Raw genomic sequence first — 11669 nt, forward strand, 5'->3', positions numbered from 1 at the left:
GTTATTAGGTCCGCTCTGGCCTGAAAATCAACAGTAGGAGAAGTATAGACAGTTGTCGAGAAAAGCTTTAGGTACTGTCGAATACTACATGGAGGTGAATGAGTTCAGATCAGTACAACTGTCCGAACTGCGGGATGGAACTGAGTTATCAGACGACCAAGCACAACGGCTGTTCGAACTGCGGTTTCGTCCCGCCGCACAGCGCTGAGTAAGCAGCGGATTGCCGAGTACGCCGACGCCACGTCCAGTTAGCAGTCACTATAAATTCTATCCGTGGATTGCAGTCCTCGGGTCCGACATCTATTTTTCTCGCCTCGCTGTATCGTCGGCCGTGACGGACCGCACAGAACGGGGGATTCTCGCCGGCGTCATCTTCGCCGTCCTGCTCGCACAGGTCCTGCTGTATCCGGGCGTCGATAGGCTGGTCCGGACGCTGGGGGCGACGACGGACCTGAACGCCAGCATGTGGTTCCTCGCGGCCGAGTTCGGGGCCTTCGTCGCCTTTGCCGGCGTCTGGGGCGCGCTCAGCGATGCGACCGGGCGACGCAAGCCGTTTATCATCGGCGGGGCGGCCACGAGCGCGGTGCTGTACGCCCTCCTCGCGTGGCTCCCCAGCGCTGTTTCGCTCCCGTTTGTCGGCGTTCTGGCCCTGCGAATCCTCCAGGGCGGGGCCACGATTGCCGCGTTCTCGCTTTCGATGACGATGCTGATGGACCTCGGCGGTGGCCACGGGAAGAACATGGGGGCGGCGGGTATTGCAATCGGCAGCGGGACGGCGCTGGGCGCACCGCTGGGCGGCCAGCTGTACGAAATCCAGACGGTTCTGCCGCTGTACGTGGCGAGCATACTCTCGCTCGTCGTCGCAGTAATCGCCCTCCTCGTGACCGACCGCGCGCCGTCTGACGACCGGTCGGGGCTGGCCGCGACCGTGGCCGGACTCAAGCGGCGACCGACGCTGGGCGTCCCGTACGCTTTCGGCTTCATCGACCGGCTCACCGCCGGCTTTTTTGCACTCGTCGGAACGCTGTATTTCAGGGAGACATTCGAACTGGGACCGGGCGAAACCGGCATCATGCTGGCGCTGTTTTTCGCTCCTTTCGCTCTGTTGCAGTACCCCTTCGGCGTGCTCTCGGACCGAATCGGGCGCACGGTTCCAATCGTCGCCGGGTCGGTGCTGTACGGGCTCACCGTCATCGGCGTCGGACAGGCTCCCTCGGTCACTATCGCCGGCGCGGGGATGGTGCTGACTGGCGTCATCGGCGCGCTGATGGCTCCGGCGACGATGGCGCTCGTTTCGGACCTCGCGAGCGAGACGGAGCGCGGGACCGCCATGGCCGGGTTCAACATCTTCGGCAGCGTCGGCTTCCTCGCCGGCATCCTCGTCGGGGGGACAGTCGCGGGGGCCTTCGGCTACCCCGTCGCCTTCCTCGTTGCCGGTGGGACGGAAGTCGTTCTCGCAGTGCTCGCGCTGCCCGGACTGTTGCGGCTCGAAAAACCGACCGAAGACGCAGTGAGTAGCTGACTACGACGCCTCGCGGACCTCGTCCAATGCGTCGGGGTTCTCGATGCTGGACATATCGCCCAGGTCCTCGCCGCGGTAGACGCCAGCGATGGCCCGACGGATGATTTTCCCGCTCTGTGTTTTGGGGAACTCGTCGACGAACAGCACCTCACGGGGCCGGAACGGCTTGCCGAGTTCCTCGCCGACGGCGGCGCGGATGCCGTCCCGGAGGTCATCGGAGGGCTCGTAGCCGGGTTCGAGGACAGTGTAGAGAACGACGGCAGTGCCGGTGGTGTCGTCCGGCGCACCAACGGCGGCGGCCTGATTGACGGCTTCGTGTTCCATCGCCGCGCCCTCAACCTCCGCCGGGCCGACCTTCCGCCCGGCGACGTTGAGCACGTCGTCGGCCCGACCGTGGAGGAACCAGAGGCCGTCCTCGTCCTTTTGCGCCCAGTCGCCGTGGTCCCAGATGTCGTCCCAGGTCGACCAGTACTCTTCGAGGTAGCGTTCGTCGCCGCTCCACAGCGAGCGCGTCATCGACGGACAGGAGTCCCGGGCGACCAGATAACCGCGCTCGTGGGTGTCAGCAATCGAGTTTCCGTCCGAATCAACGATGTCGATATCCATCCCCAGGCCGGGGCCGCCGAGCGTGCACGGTTTGAGCGACTGAATCGGCATCGGCATGAGAAAGCAGCCCATGATCTCGGTCCCGCCGGAGATGTTGATGATGGGACAGTCCCCGTTGCCGACGTTTTCATAGAACCACAGCCAACTCTCGGGGTCCCAGGGTTCGCCGGTCGACCCGAGCAGTCGCAGGCTGGAGAGGTCGTGCCCCTCCAGCCACTCGTCGCCTTTCTTTCGCAGCGCCCGGACGGCGGTCGGTGAGACGCCAAACGTAGTGAGGTCGTGGCGGTCGATCATCTTCCAGAAGCGGTCCGGCTCGGGATGGTCCGGCGCGCCCTCGTACATGAACACGGTGCCGCCGAAGATGTGGTTCCCGAGCAGCGTCCAGGGACCCATCATCCAGCCGATGTCGCTCACCCAGAAGAAGCGGTCGCTGGGCTTGTGGTCGAAGCCGAAATAAATCTCCTTGGCGGCCTGCATGACCGCGCCCGCGTGGGTGTGGACGATGCCCTTCGGCTTCCCAGTCGTCCCGGAGGAGTACAGCAGCATCGACTCCTGGTTGCTCGGGAGTTCCTTGGCGGCGTACTCGTCGTCGGCTGTTTCGATGGCGTCGTCCCACCACGAATCCTGGTCGGTCCACGAGATATCTGCGTCCGGGTCGTCAGCGGTTCCGAAGCGGTCGTAGACGACGGTGTGTTCGACCGGCGTCGTCCCGAGGTCTTCGCCGGCCTGTTCGATGGCCTCGTCGGCGCTGTCCTTGAGATGGACCTCGGAGCCGCGGCGGTAGAAGCCGTCGCCGGTGAACAGGACGGAACACTCCGCGTCGGCGATGCGGGTCGCCGTCGCGTCGACGCCGAACCCGGAGAAAATCGGCACGGCGATTGCGCCGACCTTGAGACAGCCGTACAGTATCGACGCGACCTCGGGGACCATCGGCATGTACAGGCCGACGGTGTCGCCGGTGTCGACGCCGACCGACTCCAGGTAGTTTGCCACTTTGCTGGCCTGGCGGTTCAGTTCGTGGTACGTGACCTCCCGCACGTCGCCGGGTTCACCCTCCCAGATGAGCGCTACTGTGTTCCGAGTGGGGCTGTCCCGCGCCGCGTGGCGGTCGAGAACATTGTGGGCGGCGTTGATGGTTCCCCCGGGGTACCAGTCGGTGAACTGCGGGCCGTCGCTAGTATTTCGGACCTCGTCGTACTCCTCGAAGAACTCGATGTCGAGGTACTCCGGGAGTACGTCCCAGAACCACTCGACGCCGGATTCGGGTTCGTCTGGCACGTCGGTTGTCGTTCGCTCGATGAGTTCGTCGTAGTTGTCGATGTCATAGGTCTGCATGAACTCCCAGACGTTCGTCGACTCGACGAACTCCTGGCTCGGTTCGTGGACGATGGTGTTGGTATCGGTGGGCTGTTGCTCGCTCATAGGGCGTGTATCCTGTCGGGTGTTCGGAGGCCGGTACGACCACGTTCGGCGAATCGGCGTATGCTTTCCCTGTTCGGCCACCGCGGCAGCTCGGCCTCGCACAATATGTGTGGAGTGTTACTGCGGCTCATGTTCACACGTAAACTACTCACTCGTAGGTCTTTGTCATTCCGCCGTCGAACAGCAGGTCGCCGCCGTTGAGATGGTCGGCGTGGCCGGAGAACCCGAACACGAAGAGGTTCGCCACGTCGACGGGGTCCATCATCTCCTTGACGCGGGCCTGTCCCAGCATCACGTCGTCGATGACCTCGTCAACGCTGATACCGCGCTGCTCGGCGGTATCGGGAATCTGGTCGACGACGAGCGGCGTCTTGACGTAGCCCGTGCTGATAGAGAACCCACGCAAGCCGTCGCCACCCTCGGCGGCGATAGACTGCGTCAGCCCCCGCAGGCCGAACTTCGAGACGTTGTAGGCCACCTTATCGGAGGTGACGTAATGGCCGTGGACCGACGCCATGTTCCCAATGGCACCCACCCCGTCGTCGGTCCCGCGGATGTGAGGGATGACCTGTTTTGAGAGCGCCAGCGGGGCGCGAAGCATTACGTCGTGCATCTGGTCGTACTTCTCCATCGGGAAGTCCTCGATGGCGTCGATGTGCTGGAGGCCGGCGATGTTGGCGAGATACCGCACCGTGCCGTGGGACGCGGCCGTCTCGACGATGTGGTCGATGTCCGCGTCGCTGGCGAGGTCGCCGGCCACCGTCTCGACGGTCCCATCGAGGTCGAGGTCCGCTGCGGTCGTCTCGACCTCAGCGAGTCCGTCCTCGTCGATGTCCGTGGCGACGGCGGTCACCCCGTTTGCGGCCATCGCCAGCGCCGTCGCCCGGCCGATGCCCGACCCGCCGCCGGTCACCAAACAGACGGTGTCGTCGGTGTAGTGGTCGTCGTCGACGAACAGTATCGAGGACTCGTCGATGGGGGCGACTTCGAGCCGTTCGTGAGAGGTGCTGGATGCCATTCAATCACATGTTTTCTTGACACCGCCGAATAGGGGTGGGTTGACATGTATACCCGACCGGCAGTGAGCGGGCATCGCAGTTCGGCTTGAGAGCCTTGATACGCAACTCCGCCGACCCCCGTGGTTTACGTGTAAACCTCCCGTTATTCCCTGGGTTGTGCGGTAGCCATACGCACCCCTGTGAACGCGGCACACGCTGTGGGCAGAGATGCCGGACGCCGCGTCCGGGACGGGGTGATACCTATGGATTCAACGGCTACTTCGGACCATGACGCTGGTGGCATCGGCAGACGACAACTGCTCTCCGCGGTCGGCGGCTCGGCCGTCGCCGCGGCGCTTGCCGGCTGTTCGACCCTGCTGAGTGACGGCGAGTCAGCGGACCAGGGCGGACAGTCCGGCGACGGAATCTCGGACGAACCGATACAGGCCGGGCTATTGACGTTTACTCGGGGCGCGCCGGGTGTCCTCGGTATCCAGGCCCAGCGCGGGGCCGAACTTGCCGTCCAGCGCATCAACGAACAGGGCGGTATCGGCGGGCAGCGCGAAATCGAACTGGACGTGGTCAACGAGGGGTCGAACGCGCTGGACAGCTACAACCAGTTCATCGAGGAGGGAAAAGAAGTCACGTTCGGCCCGATCTCCAGTGGCACACACAGCCAGATTGCGCCCGAAGTCGAGAAAAACGAGGTCATCAACGTCGGCACCGACGGGACGGTGACGACGCTCTACGAGGAGACTGTCCCAGACCCGACCTACTCCTTCCGCTTCCAGAACTACGACATCATGGAGGTGGTGACGATGGCCCGGGAGGCCGTCGAGCGCATCGGGGCCGACAACATCTCGACCGTCGCCGGCGTCAACCCCGGCTACTCCTTCGGCGAGGACGAGATGCAGGTGTTCACGCAGGCGATTCAGCAGCTCACGGACGCCGAAATCGTCTACGAGGGGTTCCCGGAACTGGGCGCAAGCGACATGTCCAACCACATCACCTCGATCAACAACGAGGAGCCGGACGTGACCTTCTCCAGCCTGTGGGGCGGCGACGTGACGACGTTCGTCCGCCAGGCGAATGCGAACAACATGTTCGAGAACACGACGGTGTTCGGGACGACCCTCTACAGCGCGGCCGGCGACGTTCCCGGTGATGCCTTGGCCGGCACGGACATCTACTCGGGGTCCCGAAACTACTACTGGGGCTTGCCGGCGCTGGGCAACTGGCAGCCCGGCCGGGAGCTGTTCGACGCCGCGACACAGCAGGAGGGTGTGACAGTCCCGACAGCCCACTATATGAGCGGCTACGGTGCGGTCACCGCCTGGGCGACGGCCGTCGAGAAGGCCATCGACCTGCTGGGTACCTACCCCAGTCAAGAGCAGATTGCCCAAGTGCTGGAGGGGCACGGCTTCTTCACGCCGGCCGGCTACCACAACATGGCCGAGGACCACCAAGGCGCGTCGAACTCCTTTGCCGGCCAGATGGTGTACGACGACGACCTCGGCGCGGCCAGGCTCGACGACGTGAACACCTACGCGGCGACCGAGACCGCGCCGCCGCCGGGCGTCACCGGAAGCGACTGGCTGGAGAGCTGGAGCGCCTGAGACCGAGCCATGGCCGTAACACCCACAGCCGCGCTCGTCCAGACGCTCAACGGCATCCAGTTCGGGTTCATCCTGTTCATGATCGCCTCGGGACTGACCGTCATCCTCGGCATCCTGGACGTGCTGAACCTCGCCCACGGGGAGCTGTTCTCCATCGGTGCCTACACCGCTATCGGCGTGTTCGGCTTCATTATCGGTGTCGTCGGCCCGCCGGGGGGCGGCATCGTCGGGACCGCCGTGTTCCTCTTCGCTGTCATCGCGGCCGTCCTCATCACGGCAGCCATCCTCCTTCCGGTCGGCACCGTTCTGGAGGCGGTGTTTCTCCGCCAGATATACGACCGCGACCAGGTGTACCAGCTCGTCCTGACGTTTGCCCTCCTGCTCATCCTGCTCGACGTGAAGAAGTTCATCTGGGGGGATAGCTCGCTCCGGACCGACGCCGTCTACAGCGCCATCAACACCATCCCGACCAGCGAACTCGTCGGCCTGAACTACCCGACGTACAACGTGTTCGTCATCCTCGTCGGGATGGCCTCCGTCGTCGGTCTGTTCTGGTTCTTCGAACGGACCAAGACCGGCCGCATCATCCGAGCGACGGCTATCGACCGCGAGATGGCGACCGCCATCGGCGTCAGCACTGACCGCGTGTTCACGCTCGTGTTCGCGCTCGGGGCCTTCCTCGCCGGCTTCGCGGGCGCGATGGCCGTCCCACCCACTGCGGCGACCTTAGAGATGGGGACCAACCCGCTGGTGCTTTCCTTCGTTGTCATCGTCATCGGCGGCCTCGGTAGCCTCCGGGGTGCGTTCGTCGGGGCGCTTCTTGTCGGCGTCATCCGGAGCTGGATGATTACGCTGTACCCACCCGGTGAGATAGCGGCCCCGTTCGCCATCATGGCGCTCATCCTGCTGGTCAAGCCCGAGGGGCTGTTCGGGACGTGGGGTGAGACGGCGTGATGCCGAGGCGGACCGACCGCGACGGGACGCCGGCGTATCGGTTCCTCGGCGTAGAGGTGACCCGCCGGGAGGCCGTTTTCCTACTGGTCGGCGTCGTCGTCCTGTTCATCGTGCCGGACCTCACGACCGTCTCCGACAGCCTGCAACTGAGCGTCATCCACCAGGGCCTCCTATTCGGTTTCGCGGCGGTCGGACTCAATCTATTGCTCCGGCACACGAAGCTCACCTCCTTTGGTCACGCGGCGTTCTTCGGCACTGGCGCATACGCGACCGCAGTTCTGGCTCGCTATGCCGGCGTCCAGAGCGTCGGCCTGCTGTTGCTCGGCGCTATCGCAGCCGCGACGGTGATGGCCGCTATCATCGGCGTGCTGTCGCTGCGACACACGGGGCTGTACTTCGCCCTCTTGACGCTGGCCTTTGGCCAACTGCTGTACGCCATTGCGCTCGGACAAAGTGCACTCGGCGGGAGCGACGGGCTCCCCATCCGACCGGGACCGGCCAATCAGCCGCTCCTGTTCGGGACCGCGTTCAGTCCGGACGTGTACCAGGTGCTGACGTACTACCTGACGGTCGTCGTCATCCTCATCGGCCTGTTCGTGATGTACCGCATCACGCAGTCGCCGTTCCGCAACGCCTTAGACGCCATCGGACAGGAGCGGACCCGGGCGCGGTTCATCGGTCTGCCGGTCCGCCGGTACGTCTGGGTCGCGTTCGTCATCTCAGGTATCTACGGTGGCGTCGCGGGCGGACTGTTCGCCGTCGTGCGCCAGTACATCCGCCCGGAGGAGACGCTGTTTTTCCTCCGGTCGGGCGACATCCTGTTCATGGCGATTCTGGGCGGGTTCCGGACGCTCGTTGGGCCGCTGCTCGGTGGTGTCGTCCTCGTCTTCCTGCAGGACGTGGGCCAAGATGTCACCCAGTACTACGACTTCCTCACCGGTGTGATACTCCTGATACTGGTGTATGGATTCCCGCGGGGCATCGTCGGTTCGCTGCAGTCCGGCGGCATCGTCAACACCCGCCTCGGGGAGCTACGCCGGGAGCCGTCCGTCCTGTCGACGTGGGGCCAAACAGCCGTCGAGACGACGGAGCGCAAGCTCGCCGAGTCGATGACCAGCCTGCGGATAATCCTCTTTGGAGCTGACTGAGATGCTCGAAGCACGCAACCTACGCAAGTCCTTCGGTGAACTGGTCGCGACTGACGACATCACACTTGAGTTCGGCAAAGACGAGGGCGAACTCGTCTTCATCGTCGGCCCGAACGGGGCCGGCAAGACGACGTTCATAAACCTGCTGACCGGTTTCCTCTCGCCAGACGAGGGCGAAATCGTCCTCGACGGCGAGGACATCACCGGCATGTCGGCCGACAGCCGCGTCGACGCCGGTATTGCCCGGAGCTTCCAGGTCGTCAAGGTGTTCGAGGAGATGACCGTCCGGGAGAACCTCCGGACGGTGGTCCTCACTGAGCAGGGCAAGACCTGGAGCCTGTTCTCGATGGCCGACGGCCACGAGGACGTGGAAACGAAAGTGGAGGAACTGCTGGCGAGGTTCCGGCTGGAAGACGCCGCCGACACCATCGCCGAGGAACTCCCCCACGGCGACCGGAAACTGCTCGACGTGGCGATGTCCTTCGGCCTCGATCCCGAGTACCTCCTGCTTGACGAACCCACATCCGGCGTCTCGACCCGCGAGAAAGAGTACGTCATCGAGACGATTGTCGAGGTCGGTCGGGCCGAGGGCGTCACGACGGTCACCATCGAACACGACATGGACATCGTTACCGAGTACGCCGACCGCGTCGTGGCGCTGCACCAGGGAGCCGTTCACGGGGTCGGTCCGCCGACGATGCTCGAAACCGACGACGAACTCCGGCGGCTCCTCCTGGGGGTGGGAGACGATGAGTAGCGAACCCCTGCTGTCGGTTCGCGGCCTCAGCGCCGCCGTCGAGGGGTTCCAGGTGACCGAGGACATCGACCTCGACGTGACCGCCGGGGAGGCGGTCGGGCTGGTCGGACGCAATGGCGCGGGCAAGACGACCACCTTCCGCGGCATCATGGGCCTGACGCCGGTCTGGAGCGGGTCGGTCAAATTTCGCGGCGAGGAACTGACCGACATCCGCTCGGAGCTGATTCCCAAGCGGGGCATCGGCTACCAGCCCGAAGACCGGAAGCTGTTCACCGGGATGACCGTCGACGAGAACTTCCGGCTCCCAATCTGGACCAGCGGAAAGGCCCGCGGTATCGACGACGAGGACGCGGTCATCGAGAGCGTCTACGACGTGCTGACCGAACTTGACGACCGCCGGGACGCGAAGGTCCAGAACCTCAGCGGCGGCCAAGCGAAGATGGTCGCCATCGGCCGGGCGCTCGCGCTCCAGCCCGACCTGCTCATCCTCGATGAACCGCTGGAGGGGCTGGCCCCCGTCGTCGTCGAGAGCCTCAAACGCTACATCCGGGCCATCAACGACCGCGACATCGCAGTGCTCATCGCCGAGTCCAACGTCACGCACGTCCCAGAGGTCGTCGACCGCCTCTACGTCATCGAGCGCGGCGATATCGTCGCCAGCGGCGACCCGGAGGAACTGGCAGCCGACGAAGACATCCAGAAGCTGATGCAAGGCAGCGGGACGGAGTAAAGACAACGCAGCGCCAGATCGAGTCTCACTCGGTCACATCGTTCATCGCCGTCGTAACGCGGTCGAGAATTTTGCGCTGGCTGCGCCGGAGGTTCTTCGAGATTGCCATCTTCGACACGTCGAACTCCTCGGCGAGCGACGACAGAGTCTCGTCCCGGGGCGTGTCGAAGTAGCCGCCTTCGACGGCTTTCTCCAGCGTGTCCCGCTCCACCTCTGAGAGTTCTCGGCACCCGTCGACCAGCCGCTTCGCCGAGTCGATGTTCTGCAGCAGGTCGTAGTAATCCTCCAAGTCGACCGATTCTCGGGACCGGATGGTGTAGTCGTTGTCCCGTTCCAGTTCCGACAGCGTTCCATCGGCGACCCGCTCGGTGTCGAAGCCGACGTGCCAGATTTCCGAACCGTCACGGATGCGGAACGGTCCGGTGATGTAGCCGCTGTGGTCGCGGATGACGTTCATCGCGTTCGTCTCGTCGATGCGCGAGCGGATGAGCGCCAAGTCGCCCTTCCGACGGAGGAGCTGATAGGACTCCATGTGGTCGTGGGCTTCGAGCGCGTTCAGCCCGCGGTCCAGTTCTTCTCGGTCCGCACCGTTGACCATGATTCGCGTCTCAAGCTCCCGCTCGACGGGGTGGAAATCCCACTGCTTGGCCAGAAACGACACCTCGTAGTCCCGTGTCGTGTCGATGTACGGACAGTCGTACTGGACCATATCCATCTCGAGCGAGATCATGGGTAATCAATCATGTTGGACTGTCTTAGTGATTGCCTCTTCGCTACGTAACACCCGTCCCGAAGAGACCCCACAAACCCTTTTCACTGCGGCAGTTAATTTTCAGGCATGTACGTCCGGGATGCGAAAAACCGAGAGGAGGTCTGGCTGCTGGACCGTATCGAGGAGATGGGGCTGGACGAGACAGCCTTCAGGTCCCGGGACTACGTCGTCGCTATCGACGAGGAGAGCCACGAGAAGGCCGGATTCGGCCGCATCCGTATCCACAAGGGCGACGAGGAGTCCGTCTGTGAACTCACGAGCATCGGTGTCCTGCCGGAGTGGCGCAATCAGGGCGTCGGCGCTCACGTCATCGAGCGACTGGTCGAGTACGCCGGCGACGAGGGGTTCGACACCGTCTACTCGCTGACGAACGCCGCGGAGTACCTCGCGCAGTTCGGGTTCGAGCCGATTGAGCCGGCGCAGTTGCCCGACTCGCTCCGGGACCGGCTGGCTACCAAACAGGAGAACATCCAGCCCGACGCGGTGCCGCTCCGGGTGGCCGTCGACCGCTTTCAGGTGCCCGGGCACCTCCGAAGTCGGTTCAAGCAGGCCAGTGCCGGCGAACCCGAGGACCCCGAGCCGGAAGAGGGGCCCGAGGACTTCGGGATCGACCCCGATGAAGCGACCTACAAGTACGATACGGGCGACTAATCGCGACGAACGTCGACGACCTCGATGTCGAACACGAGCGTCTTGCCCGCCAACTCGTGGTTGAAATCAACCTCGACGGCGTCGTCCCGGACCGCGGTCACGTCCCCGTGGAGTCCGTTCTCGGCCTCGACGTGGAGTCCGACTGCAGGCTCCTTTCCGACCATCCCCTCGAACGTCTCGGGATCGTACTCGCGGACGCGGTCGGCCTGGAATTCCCCGTAAGCCTTCTCCGGGGGGACCGTGGTTGTGGTCTCTTCACCCGCAGTCATGCCGACGAGTGCCTCGTCGAGCCCTTCGATGATCTCGCCTGCACCGACGGTGAAGGAAAGCGGTGTGTACTCGCTCGCCTCCACGCCCTGTGCCTCGATGAGTCCGTGTTCGCTGGCCACGTCGGGGCGGGACGTATCGAAGACGGTCTCGTCCTCGAAGCGACCGACGTACTCGATGGTGACACTGTCACCCGGTTCGATTGGCATACTTCCCCATAGCTGGT

Annotated in this window: 11 protein-coding genes; 7 read left to right on the forward strand and 4 right to left on the reverse strand. The window is 64.2% G+C overall.

Features of this window, described 5'->3' with window-relative positions; genetic code table 11:
* Positions 1-331 precede the first annotated feature (331 nt).
* Positions 332-1522: an MFS transporter gene (locus Harman_RS01920; RefSeq protein WP_137682134.1), complete on the forward strand. Its 1191-nt coding sequence runs from the start codon at positions 332-334 to the stop codon at positions 1520-1522.
* Here Harman_RS01920 and Harman_RS01925 read toward each other — a convergent pair whose 3' ends face one another.
* Complete coding sequence (locus Harman_RS01925) at positions 1523-3550, reverse strand: AMP-binding protein (protein WP_137682135.1); 2028 nt, start codon at positions 3548-3550, stop codon at positions 1523-1525.
* A gap of 148 nt (positions 3551-3698) precedes the next feature.
* Positions 3699-4568 (reverse strand): SDR family oxidoreductase, encoded by an 870-nt coding sequence (locus tag Harman_RS01930; RefSeq protein WP_137682136.1) that lies wholly within the window; start codon positions 4566-4568, stop codon positions 3699-3701.
* Positions 4569-4811: 243 nt separating this feature from the next.
* On the opposite strand from Harman_RS01930, the gene Harman_RS01935 reads away from it, so the two are divergent.
* Genes Harman_RS01935 through Harman_RS01955 form a run of 5 tightly spaced genes read left to right on the forward strand, consistent with a single transcriptional unit; the run spans position 4812 to position 9753 of the window.
* Positions 4812-6164 carry an ABC transporter substrate-binding protein gene (locus Harman_RS01935; RefSeq protein ID WP_137682137.1) on the forward strand — a complete coding sequence of 451 codons (1353 nt, stop codon included), beginning with the start codon at positions 4812-4814 and terminating at the stop codon, positions 6162-6164.
* Between the two features lie 9 nt (positions 6165-6173).
* On the forward strand, positions 6174-7118 hold the full coding sequence (locus tag Harman_RS01940; protein WP_137682138.1) for a branched-chain amino acid ABC transporter permease: 945 nt from the start codon (positions 6174-6176) through the stop codon (positions 7116-7118).
* Positions 7118-8266: a branched-chain amino acid ABC transporter permease gene (locus Harman_RS01945; RefSeq protein ID WP_137682139.1), complete on the forward strand. Its 1149-nt coding sequence runs from the start codon at positions 7118-7120 to the stop codon at positions 8264-8266. Before Harman_RS01940 ends, Harman_RS01945 begins: the two co-directional genes overlap by 1 nt.
* A 1-nt stretch (position 8267) precedes the next feature.
* On the forward strand, positions 8268-9023 hold the full coding sequence (locus tag Harman_RS01950) for an ABC transporter ATP-binding protein (protein ID WP_137682140.1): 756 nt from the start codon (positions 8268-8270) through the stop codon (positions 9021-9023).
* The gene (locus tag Harman_RS01955; RefSeq protein WP_137682141.1) at positions 9016-9753 is read left to right on the forward strand and encodes a branched-chain amino acid ABC transporter ATP-binding protein; all 738 of its coding nucleotides are present in this window, start codon (positions 9016-9018) and stop codon (positions 9751-9753) included. The genes Harman_RS01950 and Harman_RS01955 overlap by 8 nt, the downstream gene beginning before the upstream one ends.
* A 25-nt stretch (positions 9754-9778) precedes the next feature.
* Here the strand turns inward: Harman_RS01955 and Harman_RS01960 are convergent, their stop codons facing one another.
* Positions 9779-10483 (reverse strand): helix-turn-helix domain-containing protein, encoded by a 705-nt coding sequence (locus Harman_RS01960; RefSeq protein WP_137682142.1) that lies wholly within the window; start codon positions 10481-10483, stop codon positions 9779-9781.
* 108 nt (positions 10484-10591) lie between these two features.
* Here Harman_RS01960 and Harman_RS01965 point away from each other — a divergent pair, with 108 nt between their 5' ends.
* On the forward strand, positions 10592-11176 hold the full coding sequence (locus Harman_RS01965; protein ID WP_137682143.1) for a GNAT family N-acetyltransferase: 585 nt from the start codon (positions 10592-10594) through the stop codon (positions 11174-11176).
* On the opposite strand, the gene Harman_RS01970 is transcribed toward Harman_RS01965, so the two are convergent.
* Positions 11173-11652: an FKBP-type peptidyl-prolyl cis-trans isomerase gene (locus Harman_RS01970; RefSeq protein WP_137682144.1), complete on the reverse strand. Its 480-nt coding sequence runs from the start codon at positions 11650-11652 to the stop codon at positions 11173-11175. The genes Harman_RS01965 and Harman_RS01970 overlap by 4 nt on opposite strands.
* Positions 11653-11669 lie beyond the last annotated feature (17 nt).

The organism is Haloarcula mannanilytica (genome assembly GCF_005406125.1).
Taxonomy (GTDB): Archaea; Halobacteriota; Halobacteria; order Halobacteriales; family Haloarculaceae; genus Haloarcula; species Haloarcula mannanilytica.

Coding starts and splice junctions, on each gene's coding strand:
- Harman_RS01960 (WP_137682142.1), bottom strand. CDS start 10,483: ATGATCTCGCTCGAGATGGATATGGTCCAGTACGACTGTCCGTACATC.
- Harman_RS01965 (WP_137682143.1), top strand. CDS start 10,592: ATGTACGTCCGGGATGCGAAAAACCGAGAGGAGGTCTGGCTGCTGGAC.
- Harman_RS01950 (WP_137682140.1), top strand. CDS start 8,268: ATGCTCGAAGCACGCAACCTACGCAAGTCCTTCGGTGAACTGGTCGCG.
- Harman_RS01940 (WP_137682138.1), top strand. CDS start 6,174: ATGGCCGTAACACCCACAGCCGCGCTCGTCCAGACGCTCAACGGCATC.
- Harman_RS01970 (WP_137682144.1), bottom strand. CDS start 11,652: ATGCCAATCGAACCGGGTGACAGTGTCACCATCGAGTACGTCGGTCGC.
- Harman_RS01925 (WP_137682135.1), bottom strand. CDS start 3,550: ATGAGCGAGCAACAGCCCACCGATACCAACACCATCGTCCACGAACCG.
- Harman_RS01930 (WP_137682136.1), bottom strand. CDS start 4,568: ATGGCATCCAGCACCTCTCACGAACGGCTCGAAGTCGCCCCCATCGAC.
- Harman_RS01955 (WP_137682141.1), top strand. CDS start 9,016: ATGAGTAGCGAACCCCTGCTGTCGGTTCGCGGCCTCAGCGCCGCCGTC.
- Harman_RS01935 (WP_137682137.1), top strand. CDS start 4,812: ATGGATTCAACGGCTACTTCGGACCATGACGCTGGTGGCATCGGCAGA.
- Harman_RS01945 (WP_137682139.1), top strand. CDS start 7,118: ATGCCGAGGCGGACCGACCGCGACGGGACGCCGGCGTATCGGTTCCTC.